General features: G+C 58.5%; 9 protein-coding genes and 1 pseudogene. 4 read left to right on the top strand and 6 right to left on the bottom strand.

All coding sequences use genetic code 11. From position 1 onward, the window contains the following. The 3 genes from EOA38_RS01540 to EOA38_RS01530 all read right to left on the bottom strand — a co-directional run. Window positions 1-572, bottom strand: a 572-nt coding sequence (locus tag EOA38_RS01540) for an AAA family ATPase (RefSeq protein WP_145965909.1), incomplete at its 3' end; no start/stop codon positions are given. Continuing rightward, window positions 569-1,693 carry a DNA repair exonuclease gene (locus EOA38_RS01535; RefSeq protein WP_126057626.1) on the bottom strand — a complete coding sequence of 375 codons (1,125 nt, stop codon included), beginning with the start codon at window positions 1,691-1,693 and terminating at the stop codon, window positions 569-571. The genes EOA38_RS01535 and EOA38_RS01540, both read right to left, overlap by 4 nt. 13 nt (window positions 1,694-1,706) lie before the next feature. Continuing rightward, window positions 1,707-7,670: a DUF3320 domain-containing protein gene (locus EOA38_RS01530; protein WP_126057627.1), complete on the bottom strand. Its 5,964-nt coding sequence runs from the start codon at window positions 7,668-7,670 to the stop codon at window positions 1,707-1,709. Window positions 7,671-8,341: 671 nt separating this feature from the next. On the opposite strand from EOA38_RS01530, the gene EOA38_RS01525 reads away from it, so the two are divergent. Beyond that, a complete protein-coding gene (locus EOA38_RS01525; protein WP_126063811.1) occupies window positions 8,342-11,026 on the top strand; it encodes an AAA family ATPase in 2,685 nt (894 codons plus the stop codon). A 21-nt stretch (window positions 11,027-11,047) separates the two neighbouring features. Here EOA38_RS01525 and EOA38_RS01520 read toward each other — a convergent pair whose 3' ends face one another. Continuing rightward, entirely contained in the window at window positions 11,048-11,332 is a 285-nt protein-coding gene (locus tag EOA38_RS01520) for a hypothetical protein (RefSeq protein ID WP_185928960.1), read from the bottom strand. Window positions 11,333-11,436: 104 nt separating this feature from the next. Between EOA38_RS01520 and EOA38_RS01515 the strand changes: the two genes are divergently transcribed. Genes EOA38_RS01515 through EOA38_RS01505 form a run of 3 tightly spaced genes read left to right on the top strand, consistent with a single transcriptional unit; the run spans window position 11,437 to window position 16,015 of the window. After that, complete coding sequence (locus EOA38_RS01515) at window positions 11,437-12,894, top strand: metallophosphoesterase (RefSeq protein WP_127298282.1); 1,458 nt, start codon at window positions 11,437-11,439, stop codon at window positions 12,892-12,894. 2 nt (window positions 12,895-12,896) lie between these two features. Further along, window positions 12,897-14,963: a hypothetical protein gene (locus EOA38_RS01510; RefSeq protein WP_126057629.1), complete on the top strand. Its 2,067-nt coding sequence runs from the start codon at window positions 12,897-12,899 to the stop codon at window positions 14,961-14,963. Continuing rightward, window positions 14,960-16,015 carry a hypothetical protein gene (locus tag EOA38_RS01505; protein WP_126057630.1) on the top strand — a complete coding sequence of 352 codons (1,056 nt, stop codon included), beginning with the start codon at window positions 14,960-14,962 and terminating at the stop codon, window positions 16,013-16,015. The genes EOA38_RS01510 and EOA38_RS01505 overlap by 4 nt, the downstream gene beginning before the upstream one ends. A 606-nt stretch (window positions 16,016-16,621) precedes the next feature. Here the strand turns inward: EOA38_RS01505 and EOA38_RS01500 are convergent. After that, window positions 16,622-17,680 carry a class I SAM-dependent methyltransferase gene (locus EOA38_RS01500; RefSeq protein WP_024504268.1) on the bottom strand — a complete coding sequence of 353 codons (1,059 nt, stop codon included), beginning with the start codon at window positions 17,678-17,680 and terminating at the stop codon, window positions 16,622-16,624. A gap of 57 nt (window positions 17,681-17,737) precedes the next feature. Continuing rightward, window positions 17,738-17,958 (bottom strand): annotated as a pseudogene (locus EOA38_RS01495) (insulinase family protein); the annotation flags it as partial. Between the last annotated feature and the right edge of the window lie 430 nt (window positions 17,959-18,388).

Here is an 18,388-nt window from a genome sequence, read left to right as displayed (position 1 = left end):
AGGCTATAGAGTTCTTCTTCACATGCCGCGGCGATTTCGGCCATGCGTCGCCCGCCGGTCAGGGCTTCAACTTCCCCCTGAACCGAGGACAGTAGGCTTTCGCGCACGCGTTTTTCGCCGTCCTCCTCGCTTTTGCTGCGCCTTTCGATGCCGGTGACCCCTTGGCGAACCCAGAGCAATCCTGCCGGTCCTGCGCTTCCGCCATGGATTAGTTTGCCGATAAAGGCTTCGGCCTCATCGGCTTGAGCCAACAGTCGCCCGCCGTCGAGGTCAATAACGCTGGCCAGCCTGCCGCCATAAAACTGCTTGGCAAGTCGATAGCGTCCTTCTGAAGTGGTGATGTCGGCCTCCACCACCGGATTGCCCCCACTGTAAGGCCGCAACAGTCGCACGCCTTCGGGTGTGCCCGTGTGAGGCTGGAAAAAGAGTGCGTGCAGCGCTTCGAAGAAGGTTGATTTGCCGAACTCATTGACCGCGCAAAGCACGTTGACGCCGTCGCCGATGTTTTCGATGGCGACGCCTTGCCCGGCGAACCGTTTGACGTTGTGGAGCCGAAGGGCCGTAAGTTTCATGATCCCATCGCCTCGCAATAGCTGAACAACCGAACCAGTGCTTCTCGCGATATGTCGCGTTCGACAGCCGACCGGGTTTCGTCGCTGCTTTCATCCAACAGTGCCTGCGCTGCCTCGCGAAGGGCACCAGAGCGGTCGATCCGATCCAAATCGCCACTTTCGCAGTCGGTCGCGAGCCCGTCCCCGTCCAGTTCCAGATAGGCGAAGTCGGGCGCGGCTACCGCGATCGCCGCTTGAAGGATCGTTCGCCCACTTAACCGCACCCGGCCAGACGCGGCAATTCGCAGCAAAGTCTGACGCCGCAGATGAGCCGGTGGAAGCAACGCTTCAAATGCCGCGGCGCTGTCGTCGCCAGACAGCAGATGCAGGGGAGCGGTTTTCCAGGAAAAGCTAGCTGTTTCAACGGCCACGATCTCGGGCACGGCGCCAGGCCCGGCAATGGAAACGACAAGGGCCTGACCGGGTGTATCATGCTTGAAACGGTCAGGTTCGGGCGCACCGCTATAACGGCTGCGCTCATTGATGGTGACGGGTCCGTGCCAGTCGCCAAGTGCCAGATAATCGAGGCCGGCCTTAGTCGCGCGATCTGGTGCAATGACATCGGACGCTGCTGAATCTTCGGAAAAGTTCTGAATAGCGCCATGAGCAAGGCCGAGCCGGATGGCGCCTTGCGGCGTCGCGGCGCTGTTCATCCACTCGGTAAGGTCGCGACCGGGTCTGCGGGTGGTGCAAGGTGCAGGCAGCAGCGCCACGTCCGCGCCAATGGTCAGGGTTTCGGGCCGCGTCGCCAGCAGGACATTGTCCGGCACAACGCTGTCCGCTGCACTCCACAATTGATCAGCCAACAGGGAATCATGGTTGCCAGGCAGCAATATCCAGCGCAGAGGCGCGCTCTGGCTCATCTCGGCCATGGCCTGCCGCAACATCGCTGGAGTGGGCGTTTCGGTATCGAACGTATCGCCGGCCAGAAGTATGGTGGATGCACCATGGACGCGTGCCTGCTCTGCCAGCCGGCTGATCGCGCCATGGCGCGCTTCACGGAGCCGCCCGCGCAGATCCTCTGGCATGTTGCCGAACCGCTTGCCGATATGAAGATCGGAGCTGTGGATGAATCGAAACATGGAGTCTCCGAGACTATGTCGATGCCAGGTTGCGCTGGGCGCGATCGATGGCTTCATCCAGCCGGGAGCGTGAAATCGCCGCAAGTCGCTCGACACCGAGCAGACGTGCAAGGTCGAGAGCGGGGTCGGACTGTTCCAGAATGTCCTCGTTCGCAACGACGACAGCGGCCAGCTCGGCGATTGGAATGTCGGCAATGGACCGGCGGGCATCGGCATCGAACGGCATGCGATAATCAAGCAGGTCGACCACCGTCCCTCTCTTCCATAGGAAGCTGCCGCTGGATTCTTCAGTTCTATCGAACTCGCGCAGATGCAGGTCGATCCGCTCCCGAATCTTGTTGCCCGTTCTGAGCCAGCCATGCGCCCGTGCGATGCGCTGCGCAAGGACGTCATCTCGCAGAGGTCCTTCCTGCTCGATCACCGCGTCGACCATGGACCGCAGCGTGCCTCGGTAGACGAAGTCATAAAACTGATCCGGGCTGGTGGAAAATCCGGTTAGATCAGTCAGGCGATAACGGCCGCCCGTCGGTACGGTATCATGCGTCGAATGCGCGGCCGCAGGCAAAATTCCTGCAGATGCCGATGGGCGCTCTCCCGTCGCGAGGGGAGCGGCGACAAGTTCTGGCTCTGATTTTATCGACGGATGTTCCGGTTCGCCGGCCGATGCTAGGTCTTCGGCTGGCAATGGGTCCATGGGGTCGACCTTATGTCCCATGTCCCAATGGATCGCGGCTTCACTTTCCTGTTGTTCAGCCTGTTTGCGACGGCTTTCCTCGAGCAGCGCGGCCAGGCTGGCATGAAGCCTCTCGGTGCAACCTTCGAGATCAAACCACCAATCGGTTGACCATACCCGGACAATGTTCCACCCGAGGCCGCGCAGGACCTGCTCGCGGACCTTGTCTCGATCTCGCGCCGTGGCAGAACTGTGATAGGTCGCGCCGTCGCATTCGACCCCAGCCAGATAGGCGCCGGCGAGATCGGGATGCCGGATCCCTATATCCACTCGAAAGCCCGAAATGCCGACTTGAGGAACGATGGTCCATCCGCGCTTCTCAAGCTCGGCAGCGACGGCCTCCTCGAAAGGGGATTCCAGGGCTCCGACCGATCCGCGTTCCTGCGCTGGCAATGCCACAGCGCCGCGTTCGGCAAAATCGAGAAAGGCTTTGAGATGCTGTACGCCGATCGCTTTGGTTCGGTTGGGGTCGATCTGGTCGGCGGCAAAACCTGAAAATACGATCAGTTCCTGCCGCGCACGCGTCACCGCGACATTCAGCCGGCGTTCGCCGCCGTCCCGATTCAGCGCGCCGAAATCCATGCTGCGCTTGCCGGCATTATCTTGCGAAAAGGTGATCGAAAACAGGATTATGTCACGCTCGTCCCCTTGGACATTTTCCAGATTCTTGACGATGGCGGGCTCAATACGCTCGTCGGCAAAGAACCATTCAAGCTCCGGCTCTGTCTGGCGTGCCTTGTCGAAAAGGTCGAGGATGAGCGACTGCTGTTGCGCGTTGAAAGTGATGACTCCGAGCGTGGGTCGGTCCTTTTCCGGTAGGGCCAGCCAACGCCGCATCCTGCTGACCGCCTCGTCGGTTACCGCTTGGGCTTCGATTCGATTGGTGCGGCTTTTGCCACGGTCATAGATGCCGGTCGTGATTTTTCGCAGCTGAACTGCCCGATCTTCCACCGTTGGCGAAGGGAATGTGATGAGCCGGTTCTGATAGTAGTGATGGTTGGAAAAGGCGATCAGCGACTCATTGCGGCTACGATAATGCCAGCGCAGGTCACGTACCGGGATGCCGGCCGCTTTGGCTTCGTCGAGAATGCTCTCAAGATCCTTTTCGTGTTCGACGACTTCCTCGTCCTCCTCGTTGCGGCCAAAGAAATTGGTGGGCGGCAACTGCTTGGGATCGCCTACGATTATGGTTTGATGGGCTCGCGCGATGGCACCGACGGCGTCCCAGGTGGTGATCTGCGATGCTTCGTCGAAAATCACCACGTCGAACAGGGCTTGGTCGGGCGGTAGATATTGAGCGATTGAAAGAGGGGACATCAGCATGCACGGCGCGAGCTTGGCAAAGCTCGTCGGCATCGCGCCAATCATCTCGCGGATTGACCGGCTGGGCCGCTGCAATTCCATCTGATGGCGCAACAGGCCCAACTCGGAATTGCGCGGGACGCCTTGCACAGCCGGCAAACCATGAGCGATGGCACTGATGACGCGAAGGCTTGCTTGAGCGCGGACAAGATCGTCGATTTCCCGGAAATCTTCGATGGCGTGCTCGTGCTGGAAGCGACGGAAATTCCGCAGCACCGGATCGGCATCCAGCGTGGCCGGCAGCCACCAGCGTACATAGGCCAGGCGGAACGCGGATTGAGCTTCAGCTGGTCGCACTAGACCCGCCTCGATATCGTCGACCAACGCTCCCAGATTGTGACTGACAGCCCTGCGACGAATGCCGCACCACGAAGTCCAGTCCCGGAGAAGATGACGGGCGTCGAGCAAGTCTCCCATCGCAGTCGTCAATTCGGTCAGCGGGTTATCATGTTCTGCCCAAGAAGGCGTCTTTCCAGCAGGGATCGCAAATTGGGTCTTGGCAGCCTCGAATGCTGCAGAAGCCGCAAGGAAGCGGGCTGCCCCATAGCGCATCGTGCTATCTGCTGCACCGCTTCGCAGGCTCGGGGCGGTTGCTTGCAGGAGCGCTTTGAAATCCTCCGTGCCGAGGCCGGGCAGGCGTAGCGTCTGTCGAAGCCTTTCGGCCATCGAGAGTATCTGATCGATACGGTGGGTGTCGGTATCAAGTGCGGCAAATCCGATCGGCTTCCCAGATAGGATGTTGGCTTCGACAGTGGCCCGGCGGTCCTGCATCAGGCGCAACAGCAGCAAGTCGTGCTGAGGATCGGCTACCCCCTCTGTGACATAGCCTTGAAGCAGCTTCTGGACTTTGCGTTTGCCCAACTGACTGTTTGGCCAGAATGCAGAAGCGGCCTGCTGCCATTGCTGCTCTATGTCCTCCACCCGTATGCGCGCAACGGCAGCCTCGTCATAGCGGGCCGACAGGTCCTTGCGAGACTTGCGATAGTCTCCGATTGCCTCATTGAGAGTGGCGAGGGCTCCCCGCAACTGGGCGAAATCTCGATCAAAGACAATGCTGACGTCATAGCCGGCACTGTCCTGGAGTGCCGCTGCTAGTTTTCGCAGCGCTTCGAGCTCCGCTTTTGACGCGTCGCCTTTGGCGCGCAGGCCGATGCTCACCAGGAAGGCGTCGAGTGCGGTCGCTAGAACCTCGGACGCATTCTTGAGGGTCTTTGCCCCTTCGAGCAAATTGTCCTGCCAGCCTGACGTCCACTCGGTGACATCTATAAGACGCAAGACCGACCGCATCTCCACCGACTGAAATGCGAGACCTGTTTCGGCGGCAATATGCTCCAGCGCCAGCCGGTTTGCCTCGTCATGGGAATCGCGCGATGGCCAGGACAATCTCGGAGCGTGCTGCCGCTTGTTCTTGAGAGCGATGCCGAGCGCCAGATAAGGCGTCAGACCATTGACATGGTGCCGATGCAGCGCTTCGACATAGGCATTCAGTTCGTCGCGACGGACGCGAAGCCGCTCGTTGATCGCAATCCACTCCGCTGCGTCCACGCGCACGCCGCTTTCCCAGCTGATCCTGAGCTGGGTGAGAAAGTTGCGTCGGTCCGCCTTGCTGGAATGGAGTTCGAGACAATGCGCGCCCAGGCCATGTTCGCGCAGGCGGCGATACACCACATCGAGCGCCGCCGTCTTCTCGGCCACAAACAGCACGGTTTTGCCAACTGAAAGACAGTTGGCAATCATGTTGGCAATGGTCTGGCTCTTGCCAGTGCCGGGAGGACCGATGATGACAAAATCGCGACCCTCAGCGGCGGCAAGACTTGCGGCGGTCTGTGAGGAGTCGGCCGGCAGCAGCAAAACCATGTCGGACGGGGCATAGTGCCGGTCGAGTTCGCGCTCGTCGCGGAATGATGCGCCATTGCCCTCGAAAGCTATCTCCGGCGTGTCGATCAGATGGCGCACGACACGGTTTTCGCGCAGCGCATCGGTACGCTCGACCAGATCCTTCCACATGAGAAACTTGGCGAAGGAAAAGGTCGACAGCGCCGTCTCGTCCACCACCTCCATGCCGGGGACGTCGCGCACTGCCTGGCGCATAAGACCGAGCAGCCTCGGCACATCAACGCCGCTTTCGTCCTCGGGCAGCTCACCGGAAAACTGTGGCAGTTTGAGCTCGAAGTCGCGTTCGAGAAACTGCAACAAGGTTGCGTTGAATCGCGGTTCATCTTCATGGAAGCGCAAGGTAAAATGCGATGTTGCGCTGCGGCGCTCGATTTTGACCGGTACGAGCAGCAATGGCGCGCGATAGCTGCGCTCGTCCTCGGCCTTCTTCTTCCAGCGCAGGAAGCCGACCGCCAGGAAGAGCGTATTCGCGCCGCCCTCGGCAAAATCGTTGCGCACTTGCCGGTAAAGATCGATCAGCCGGGATTCCAATTGACGCCCATCGAGCGTCGACGGGAGCTCGTCGCGCAGAAGCGCTTCCGCGGCAAAGCCACGCTGGAGGTCACGTCCGTGCACCTCGCGATAGAGGACAGCATCCCGCTCGCCCAGTGGATTCTGTTCGGGGAGCGAAATCAGCCGGATCGAAGCGCCTGCCATCAGACGGTCCTCGAGGTAGCCGACGTCAGTACAAAGAAACGGAATTGTCTTCTTGGAGTCCGGAAAATTGAGCAGGCGGTTCCGCAGTGTCAAATCGAGGAGCTTTTTCTGCCAGCGGTCGATCCGTCCGGCCGCTGTCGTCGGCTTTACCTCGACGATCTCGACCGGCAGGGCTACCACGGCCGGTGCGGCTGGCAACGGCAACGCGATTTCGGTTGCCGCCTCTGCATCCACGCTGCGGCGCGTCGGTTCGTGCGAAGCAAGCGGTGTGATGCCGCCGCTGCGCGAGCGGCGTATATCGATGGCTGCGACAAAGGTGGCTACCTGCGTTTCGTCGAGCCGCTGTTCGATTGCGTGTTGGGCAGCCTCCAACGTCATCGCCGGCCGATGCGTCACGCCTGTCGTCTCAAACACGATGAGTTCGCGCGATGCCAGCGCCTTGCGGACCTCCATGGCATCGGGTTCAATGGCGTTGGCGAGCGTCCTTTGTGTCATCCAGACGCCGACGGCCGCGTGTCCCTGAAACATCAAAACGACGGGATGCAAGCCCGTCGCCTCCAGGGCGGACGCGAATAACAGACTGGTATCGAGACAGGTTGCCAGCTTTTCTGCCGTAATAATTGAGGGACGTCGAATTTTTTGGCCGCGGCTTTCGAAGCTCGCAGGTGGCTCTGCATAATGCAGCGATAGGCCAGCAATGGCCGAATAAATTGCGGCCGCCAGCATGAATGCGCGTTGCGGATTGCCGCTTTGATAGCCATCGAGGCTGGAAGGATGACCATGCGCTGCGAGCAGCTCCGCTGCGGAACGCAGCAGTCCTGCGATCGCCGGGTCGTTCGGCATGACGAATGCGGCGAGCAATTGCGCCATATCGACGACGCCACCCCATTCGTCGCGGGCAAGCAGGCGCACCGCAACGCGCTGCTCGGCCAGCACTGCGCCTCCTGAGGTTAGGCGCAACGTTATCTCCCCGCGCTCAGCCTCGTTGAGACCGGCCAGATAGCCGGCGTCGAGATCGATTTTTCGATCGCTTAAGGGAAGCCGGTCGCCAGCAACGATCCGATCAATTGTCCAGCTTTTGGCGCGCAAAAAAGGGGGGTTCGATGTCAGCTCGAGAGTGCATTTTTCGAAACCCTGCTGGGTCGGGTTGTTGAGCGCGATAGACCGGATCACCGGAATAGCATTTTGGAAGGACGCATATGTAAAGCTGGCGGCGATGTCCGCCACGACTTCTATTACGGGCGCGGCTGATATACCGGCAGCATCGCCAGTCTCCGAACTCGTTTCCATACCCCATCCCCTATTTTCATTTACGATAGAACTTTGCCGCCAGAATTTGAAAGTAAATTCTCGGTATGGTCGCCGCTTATGTCCAGCAGCATAGATTTCTAAAAGTGTTACCGCCCAGATAACGGTCGAAATGGAGACAGGCGATAATCGGTCGTCACGATTGGAGGGGATCCAAAAGTCGCGGAAATCGGAGCGCCGGCGCACGCTGCTGAAACCCAAGACGGGCAGGACGTCATCCGCAAATGTGTGGCGGTCCGGGCGCCATGGACCAAGCGTTGCGCGCCTATCGCGAGCGCTGTCGTGGCGCCTATCGCGGACTCGGACCCAGCCCGACAGTGACGGCGAACCTCGATCGGCCTATCGGTGAGGCGGTCGAATTCCGCCCATAGACTATCGAAAGGCACGCACTTCCAGCTCTATCTCCTCGTACGCGTTGCCGGCTACCTAAATTCGTGCGCGCGGTCCAATGCCTTTGATTGCTGATGTCGTTGTGGAGACGTTTGATCGCTGAAGCATTTGTTTGCTGACCTAGCGGCGCGGGGGGAGGTCATTTATTGGGTACATCTCCAGCACTCTATGTGCGATCGCGAGGAAAATTTGTCCAGACAAGCGAATTCATCGAATCTGGACTAATCAATAAGTATAATGATGGTAAGATTCGGGGGGCAGGAATGGCCGAGGTTGGACTTTTGGAATGGGCGGATAAGCAGCCCGACTGGATTAGGGATGCCTTAAGAAGACACGCCGCGCGGCCGGGCTTCAACCTCGAGCAGGAGGATAAGGCCGGTGTAACAGCTCGGGTCCGCCACGTCGGTGGATTTACCGCTGATCTGCCCGAATGCTCTCCGCTCTCGGCGGAGCATTTGAGGGCCAACAGTTCGAACGAGCCGCGCGCGGTGCTTTGCTCACTCGGCCCCGTCAAGCATTTGAACCGCCTCGCCGAAGAGCAGCAACTGCGTTTCGCCACCGATGGCATCACCATTATCTACGGCGACAATGGAAGCGGAAAGAGCGGCTATTGCCGGATCGCGAAGAAGCTTTGCCGTAGTCTGACGGCGGATGATCTTCTTGGCAACGTGTTCGAGATCGGCACCAAACCGCCAGCCGAAGTGCTTGTCCGGTTTCTCGAAGAGGGTGCTACGGAACCGACCCCCATAACCTGGAAGGACGGAACGCTGCCCCCCGCGTCAATTGCACGGATCTCCGTTTTCGACTCCGCGAACGCTCGCCTCTACGTCGATAAGCAAAACCGTATCGGTTTTCTGCCCGCAGCCATCGCGCTTCTCGAAAGCCATGGACGTCACCGCACCGAGCTCGAAGCCGACTTCCGGGAAGAAATCAAAGCGATCGAAAAGAACCTAAAGACACCATTGCCGAGTGGGTACACAGCTGCCGGCGCGGTCGTAAAGCTGCTGGCTCGTCTCGAAATCAAGTCAAAGGACGTGATGCCTTCCGCAGCCGAAATCAAAAACCTCGCTGCCCTCTCAGAGCAGGACATGGCTGATCTCGCTGGCCTCGAACAGGCTCTGGCAAGCGACCCTTCAACGATGGCGACAAAGCGTCGGCGTGCCAAGGCGGCCTTGGAAAAACTGCTGACTGCATCTGAACAGATCGACGCGGCTCTCTCAGCGGCGGCCCTCGAGATTTATCGCAATCTATATGCAACAGCCGATTCTACAGCGCAGGCTGCACAACTTGCCGCCTCAGGAGCGTTCGCGACTATGCCGTTGAGCGGCGTTGGGCTTTCTCCCTGGCGGTATATGTTCGACCATGCACGAGCCTATTTAGCGAGCGTCACTGGCATCGATCATCAGCACTTGCCAGATCAGGAAGGCGATCGTTGCATGCTCTGCCAGGAGCCGATGACGGCGGACGCCGCGGGGCGGATCCAATCCTTCAATGACTTCGTAACGGGCGCCGCAAATAAGGCGGCGCAAGTCGCATCTATTGCCCATGAAGAGGCCCTGCGCCAAATCAAAGGACTCACCATTGCGACCGGGGAGGCGGTTGAGGCGGCTCTCGGAGAGTTTGGCGATCTGTCCGCCGCACGCAAGGCGATGGTGGCCCTGATCTCGGCATATTATGTCGAGGCAGGTAAAAGGCGTGATGCAATTGTCGTTGCGGCTGCGCTGTCCGAGTACGCTGCGTTCCCGCAACTTGCGGCGCCAGTTGCATCGAAACTCCGAACGGAGGCGGAGGCGCTAGAGGCCGAAGCGCTGACGGACGACAAGGCAGCGGCCGACGACGGGAACCGCGCTACCGATCGAGCTCGTCGCGATACACTCAAGGATCGGAAAAAACTGGGCGACGATCTCACCATCGTTCTCGCGCGCTTGGCGAATCTCGAAGAGCGGCGCAAGCTTCTCTCATGCTGCGATGCTGTCGAAACAGGCTCGGTGTCACGGCAGATGACGTCGCTTCGACGAAGCCTCGTCATGCAGGATCTCGAAAAGCGCGTCGTCGCCGAGATTGAGACTCTGGCGTTAACGCACATCCCGTTCGCAGTTAATGATCGTAGTCAAGATGGGCAGAGCTATTTCGAGGTCGGGCTCAACGCGGCAAAAGCGATCTCAAACAGCAAGGTCTTAAGCGAAGGAGAGCAGCGCGCGCTTGCCCTGGCCTGTTTCTTAGCCGAGGTCGGAGGAGACACATCGCGTCAAGGCATGATCATCGACGACCCCGTGTCATCTCTCGACCATGTTCGGATCAGGCGGGTCGCGGCAAGGCTCGTAAAAGAAGCGGCCACAGGACGTCAGATTATTATTTTCACCCATAATCTTCTGTTCTTCAACGAGGTGGTTGACGCAGCTGCGCAGGCCAATCCGCCGATTCCCCTTGTTCGAAACTACATCAACAAGTCCGAATCTGCCGGTTTTGGCTTGATTAGCGAAACTGACGAGCCGTGGATCGCACAGTCTGTCACGAAGCGCATCGAGACTCTCAAGACGCGCCTGAAGAGCTTCGACGGCGCCACTGATTTCACCACCGATGCTTGGCGAAGGTCAGCGAAGGATTTCTACAGCGATCTTCGGGAAACCTGGGAGAGGCTCGTTGAAGAAATCCTGCTCGGTAAAGTCGTCGAGCGATTTAACAGCGATGTCAAGACACAGAGCCTGAAGGGTGTGGTGGTCGAGGACGAAGACCACAAGCGAATCTATTGGGCCATGAAGCGAGTTTCGGAGCGTTCTGGACATGACATGGCGTCCGCCAAGGCCATTCCAGTTCCAACACCAAACGATATGAAGAGCGATCTTGATGGAATTGACCAATATCGTATCGACACCACCAAACGAAAAAAGGATGCCGAAAAGCGCCGGATTGAATTCGAACAGCCTCCCAAGGCGACTGTACTCTAGCCTAATGACTATTGTCGTGTATTACTGGCCCTCACTGGCTTCATCCTGCTGCGCATGCCGGTGTCCGCCTGCCGCGGGCGAAGCCGACGTGACGAGGAAGTATCGCGAGGGCGCCAAGCCATCAATGGCTGTGCGCTCGCTCTTCATCTTGGATTTCAGCGCCGAGAAGCCTGACCGCTGGTAGTGCTTCGCCTGCACAATGTCGCCGCCGGCAAGGGCATGTCGACCATCCATCGCGTCGTCCGGTCCCTCGGGAAAGGCCTCGAAACGCTTGTCGATCTCGCGACCTACGAGGTCGCGGGCCAAATCCTCAAACTCGTTATGGGACAAACTCGAGAAATCATAAGCCATGCGCCCAGATTGAGTGCCCATTTGGTGGGCAGACAAGCAACCGGGGGCACAATTGCGTCGTGCCTCTCCATTACCAACAAAAAGATAAACGCGCTTTCCAGGCGATGCGGTCGGATGATCGTTTCGCGCTTGGCAAAAGCGAACGGATTAGTCTATGGCTCTCGGCGGGGGGGCGAGTTATGCGACGGGGGCGAATCCTTCAAGTAGGCGATATTCACTATCCGGATTGGCATCCTTCCTCTAGCAACATCGATGCCAAGGATAGCAAGTTCGCTCCGAAAATAACGCAGAAGCTACGCGCGTCTTCGCTGCGTGCCGTCTTGACGAAGCTTCGGCGGCTGACGACTTCGAAGCCCTTGGATTCGATCGCCTTCATGGGGGATTTCACGAGCCGTGGCGACAAGACTTTCATTGCTTCGGCATTCCAGCATTTCACGTTGCTCTGCCGCGCACAGGGGCGCAGTTCAAAGGCGCTTCCGTTGATATTCGTACCGGGAAATCACGATGTGAACCGTGATGACGCGCGCGAACTTGGACCGACTGAGAAATTCAGCGAAATGGCGAGTTTAGCCGCCCGCTTGGGTTGGCAGACCGTTCCCGTGGACCAACCCGTGCACTTCAGACTTCCGACAGGATCCGCAGGCGCAAACTTCATCCTCGTCAACACAGCGATAGGCAGTTGGGAGCTTCAGAACCTTCCCGCGTTCCTTCGTGATCGTCTCGAGGCACTCGGTCCTTCTACAGAACCTGTAGATCTCGGCTCGCCGGACACCTCGGGACATTCGCCCGCGACACCTCCCAGCGATCCAGACAAGGAGGCGTCCGACGACGAGTATTACGGTCAGATGGACACGCCATACATCTCGCGTGAGATGCTTGCAGGCCTACAGGAATTGCTCCAGCAGCCCGACATGCGTTACGGCATCATGATCGGCCATCACAATCTGCTGCCACAAAAGACTCCGCGCATTACGCCATACGCGGAGATGCTCAACAGCGGATTTGTCAGAACTCAGCTGCTGCAGGGCAACAAGCCTATCGTCTACCTGCATGGACACATACATGCCGATCCGGTCGAGATCGTCAACGATCCAAGGTTTCCGGACGGCAAATTGATCTGCATCTCAGCACCAGAGATACAGTCAGGTTTCAATGAGCTCGTCTTCTTCACGACCGATCAGGGAGAGCTCGTCGGCATCCGACTTATACCCTACCGCACCAATGTCGCCGACGGGACGGTCATGGAAGGCGAACATTGCTTCATCTCGACTATGTCCAACGGCAAGGCCTTTCTGAACAACGACACGTTTGACCTGATGCGCCGACTGCGCGACCATGCCACCAGGCGCGGGAATGGGTTACTCTTCTGGGACGAGATCACTGAGATTGCCGCCTCCGCCGAGCTCGGGCTAGATTTGGAAGACTCTCTTCTGATGCTCCAAGCGGCGCGCTTCGTCGAGATAGACGGCCTCACGAAGGCAAACTCGGCTTGGCGCATTAAGGTAAGGGACGAATAGAGATGGAGAATCCGTTCGGCCCCAACAGGATCGAGTACGAAAGTCGCCCGATACTGTGGTTCAGTCAGAAGTCGGCCTTGATTTCTGCCGCCGCCAAGCCGGTCTTCGTCGCAGGGACGAGAGGCAGCGGCAAGACCAGTATTCTTCGCTCGCTTTCCACAGTTCATATCCTCGAAGACAAAAGTCTCGCGGACCAAGTCGGCAAGCTCGGCTGGTATGGCGTCTTCTTCCAGCTCAATGAGACATTTTCGCCCCTAATCGACAACGCGGTTCTGAACCTCATTCCGGAGCGGATACGCTTCGACACGGCCGCCGTGATCCCGCGGCAATTCGTAATCTTCTCTCACTATCTGGAGCTGAAGATAGTCGAACGCCTGCTCGAGAGCATCAGCCAGCTCAGACGCGACAGCCACTTGAAATACCGGGCCTCTGAAGATAGGGACGTCGCCTTGGCACTGCATCGCGAAGTGCTGCACTTCATACCCCAACCTGCCCGTCTCGACTTCTTCAGCATAGATGAGCTGCGGGGTGGGATAACCCGGTACGTCGACGAATGCTTCAACGCGTTCTTCTTTGCCGCCGATGAGGGAGCGACCGGCTTCAGAGCGACAGACCCTGGCGCGATCATTAACAAGGTCGCGACCGCGATCACCCCACTTTTAAATGGCCCATCTTTCGCCGGTGACAGGGCGCCCTTCTTCAAGATCCTGATTGACGACTGTGAGGCACTGACACCGCTCCAACAGCAGTTCCTGAACACCTTGGTGAGGAAGACGCGCGGCAATGTGAAATGGGTCCTCGCCTACATCGGCGGCCTTTACGACACGATCCGGACGATCATACCCGGCCAGTCGCTCTCGAATGCTGACCGGGACGTCGAGAATCTTGATTCAGTCGATCCGAGGGAGTTCGCCACGCTGTGCGAGAACGTGTCGTCGCTTCGGCTCTACTATGCGCTTCCTGACCATCTGCGGAGTGATCTCAAGCGCAACGATGCGCTCAGCGCGTTTTCGCTCAAAAACCGGCTGGGGCGGCTTTCCGTCAATGACATCATCGAGCGGGTTATCATATCGGGTCATTCCGAGGGCAGAGAAGAGCTTGTGGCACTCGCTGATGCAGCACGTGAATTCCTCTCCGTGAATTTGAGGACGGCGGATCAGCAGCAATTCCTTCTTGATCGAAAAGCGCGCCCTTATGCCGAAGGGCTGGCGCTCGCGCTCATGAACCCGGAAATCAAGCGCCGGCCCATGAGCAAGGCGGATGCTTCAAATCTGAAGAGGTCGATCGCCCGGAAACAGGGATGGGCTTTTCTGAAAGCGTGCCAGATGCTGCGTCTGCATGACTACCCGTACGTAGGGCACCAGATCATCACATCATTGAGCGACGTCTGTATACGCGATTTCCTTGATATAATGGGAGAGATCTTCCGCCGCAGTGTTCCGAGTTCCAGTGATCCACGAAAACTGGTGGAATTCATCAACTCGGATTTACAGATTCATCTCGAACAGCAGAGACAGGCTGTGAACGCCGCCTCTCAACGGAAGCTTGATGGACTTCAGGCGCTTTCACATCCGTACGAAGAAGAGAGCGTGCGCATGGTGCGGGCGTTGGGTTACCTGACCGCTCGCCTCCAGACAGAGTTTGCCGAAGAAAATGCTCTAGGAACGACAGAGAGAGGCATTTTCAGGGTTGATCTAAAGGAAATGCGCTCGCTGGTGAACCGACTGGAGCAACCCAGCGGAAAACTGGACGAGGTCCTGCGTCGGGCGGAAAGGGATGGGTTTATCCGGGAGGTCTCCGCCGCCGGCAACTTTGAGGTGGACCGCGCCGACCCCGCATCGAAGGAGATGCTGATCAGATTGCATCGGCGATTTGCACCTTACTTCGGGTTCTCCTATCGCGGCCCGTACGAAATCAACACAATCCCTGCGGCGCAGATGGTCGACCTGCTTTTTACCAGGCATCGGCTCCCAGAAGACTGGGCCGACTCGGTGTTTAAGGAGCTCGTCGCGCGGCCCGCACTCAAGACCGAATTCCAGCACTCGCTTTTCGAGAGCGATCTCGAATGACCGCTTCAACTGTCGAGTATCGAGTCTTCGGCCATCTGGCCGTCACTGAGAAGGCGAGAGATGCAGGTACCTGCGAAACGATGGAGGCAGATATCGCGATCGTCGCGCTTGGATGGGAAACGCGTTTCGCCGCGTTCGAAAACCATCTTGACCTGAAGGTCGGCAAAATCGTGGTTCTGGACTTTGCTCTGAAGGAAGCGAACGTCCCAGCCGTCGAAGAAAACCGGCGAAAGCTCATCGCTATGGGTACCCGATGGGGCGTCGAAGTGACTGCGATCACCCTCGAGCCTTCCATCGAGTATCAGAAGAACATCAATCTCCTCGATCACCTGCTCACTCAGATGGCCGCTTCATGTGGCTCATACGAAGGAAGCCTGCGGAAGGTTTTCGTCGAGTGCTCGACGATGCCGCGAATCTACATCCAATGGCTGATTGCGGTGGCATTCAAGAAAATGTCGATTCAGTCTCTCGAATTCGGGTACGCCGAAGGTATCTACGGGAACGCGATCGGCAAAGAGGATTTTTCCAGCGGCTTGGACCGATACGTCACCGTCCCTCATCTTCAAGGCAGCGGAGGAATGGGCGAAGAGAAAGTCCTGCTCGTGGGGATCGGAGGAGATGCCGACGTATTCTACGGATTGATCGATATCGTCAGTCCGGAACGGATCTCGCTCCTCGTCCCAAGAAGCGAGAAGAATGCGCATATCGATGCTTTGCTCGATCAACAGGTGGCCAAGGTACGTGAAACCCACCGGCTCGAAGATGGCGAAGTTCGCGACATCCAGGCTTTCGGGCTGATGGCCCACCTCGATGCTTTCGAGACGTATCTCGACGGGTTCGGCTCGCGTGCGGTGGTGAACGTTTTTGTCAGCGGCCCGAAGGTTCAGGCCATCGCTGCTGCCGTGCTCGCCTGCTCCGACAGCCGCGTCCATCTCAAGGCACGAATTCCCACCTCCTATGCCCATCGTGAAGTCTCAGCGAATGGGCGGTATCATATCTATAGGCTGATTGACCTGACATCCCCTGCCTGCAGCCTTCCCGGGACGTTCTGACACGATCTTGCATTCGAGTAGCATCATGGTCCCAGTAGCCGTTCCGCCAAGCCTTCAGCGCATGTTCGTGTCGCCCGATCCGGTCGATGGGGGACTAATTCCCACTTAGAAGCTGCTCTACATCAGATCAGGGGAAATGCAGACTGGCAGAATTCCATAATTAGCGACTCAAAACATATACTCAGGCGAGACTGTTTAGCATAGAAATAGTGAGCGCTCTCCAATATGTTAGGCTCTGTCGCAGTAGCGCAACAAGCTCAGTCTTTGGATGGGTGGTATGAGGATGAGACGACTGAATGTGTACAGGCTCAGTCATTTTATCGAGGCTCTCGTTTTTGTCGTAAGCGCGTTCGGTGCGACGTGGCTTACCAGCTTTGTGAACGCGCCATGGTGGGCATATGTGATTATAGCGGCCATCACTATGGGCATGTTCGTAGCCGTGCGTCGGGTCCTTTCTGAGCCGCAACGTATGGGACTCTTGGCACACAACTCGGCAGCGACCTCTGCGTGAACCCAGGCGCCTTGAAAATGTCCCCGATGCGTCCGGATTTTTGGCGGTGATCTTCAATCAAATGCGATGAGCTGCAATTTCTGGCGACGGCCACGCTAAGGGCGGGCCTCCAGCACCATGTTGAACGGTGTCTCCGCGGCGCGACGCAATCGCTTGAAGCCGCCGCCGGTCACAACCTTGCGCAGCCTCGCCTCACCGGCCTGGGCTCCAAGCGCGAGCCCGACTTCCTGCGACACGGATGCGGGCGTGCACACGAAAGTGGAAGCGGCATAGTAAACGCGGCCGACGGGATTGAGGTTCGCCGCCAGATGATCATGCGCGAACGGCTCGACGATCATCCACGTGCCGTCCGGCTTGAGCGATCCGTGGACATGGGTGGCGGCGCCCGTCGGGTCGCCCATGTCGTGAAGGCAATCGAAGAATGTGACGAGGTCATACGTTCCGGGATAGCTCTTGGCGGCCGCCACGTCGAACCGCGTGTTAACGCCGACGCCGGCTACCTCGGCCGCCTTGCGGGCGCGCTCAATCGAGGGGGCATGATAGTCGAAGCCGACGAAGCGCGAATTGGGGAAGGCCTGTGCCATGAGCACGGTCGATGCACCATGACCGCATCCAACATCCGCGACGTCCACGCCGCGTTCGAGCTTCTCGACGACGCCCTCCAAGGCCGGCAGCCAGGAGTCGATCAGATTGGCATTGTAGCCTGGACGGAAGAACCGTTCCGTACCGCGAAACAGACACGCGCTATGATCGTGCCACCCGACGCCCTTGCCGGACTGGAATGCCTGCCTCACCTTTTCTTCATCGAGCCACAGCGCGGACAGGAACTCGAATGCGCCTGCCATGAAGGCCGGGCTGTCTTCATCAGCGAACACCAGCTCTTGCTCGGCGTTGAGATAGAATTTGTCGCTCGCTTCATCGTAGTCGACGTAACCCGCCGCCGCCTGCCCGGAAAGCCATTCCCTTACGAGGCGTTCCTGGGTGCCGGTGCGTGTCGAAAGTTCGGCGGCCGTCATCTTGCCGCCTTCGCGCAATGCCTTAAACAGGCCGAGTCTGTCCCCCAGCAGGACTCCCGCGCCCGTTGCGATCGCACCGAGATCGCCGACCATTTTCCCCAAGAATGCGTCCAACTTTTCCTGATTCGCTTCAGACATCTGAATCTCCCTTTGGGTTCAATCTCTCCAGGCGACGGAGCCGTGCTCGTCATGAGGCGCCTTGAGCATCAGATGCTCGAAGACATGCAGATATCCCCGGCGGCTCATCCGCGCTGCCGATCCTGCACCAGACCATATCGGTGACGAGCGGCGCGGTGGTCGGGAATGACAGCCACCTCCATGCCGTTGAAAAGCAGGAAATCCGTCACTTTGCCCTCGTCGGTAACCGGCGGAGCCGGAGTGGTCGTCACCAGGGCAAGCCCTGTTGCAGCAGGTATCCTTGGGCAGCCTGTCAGAACATCGATGACTCCGGTTGTGGTGCCGGGGCGGGCGATCAGGGGCCAAGTGATTGTTCCGCGGCGGCTGTATGTTGTGGTAAGGTGATCATGCGAACTCTTGTTGGTCGGTCACGTGTTTTGCGGATGACCCGCATGTACTGTGCCAAATGAGAAAACCATTCAAACGCAATCCAGTAGATCTGACTGTATCCGACATTGTCGGAATTTGGACATCGCCGAACGCGAAGCGCTCGGGGCTTGTGACGATACTTGAGCGTGCTGCTTCGGAGGAGGGATGCGCCTCGAACCGGCCGCGAGGCCTTTTTCTGGCAACGGATATTCCGGCCGGGTTAGGCCGCGAGGAAAGCGACGGTGAATAAGAGGTAGAGGACCAACCGTTTTGAGCGGGTAGTTGCCGTGTTGCGCCCCC

The organism is Mesorhizobium sp. M1E.F.Ca.ET.041.01.1.1, assembly GCF_003997355.1.
Classification (GTDB): Bacteria; Pseudomonadota; Alphaproteobacteria; order Rhizobiales; family Rhizobiaceae; genus Mesorhizobium.
Note: the sequence above shows the minus strand (reverse complement) of the source record. Positions and strands in the feature narration are given on the sequence as shown.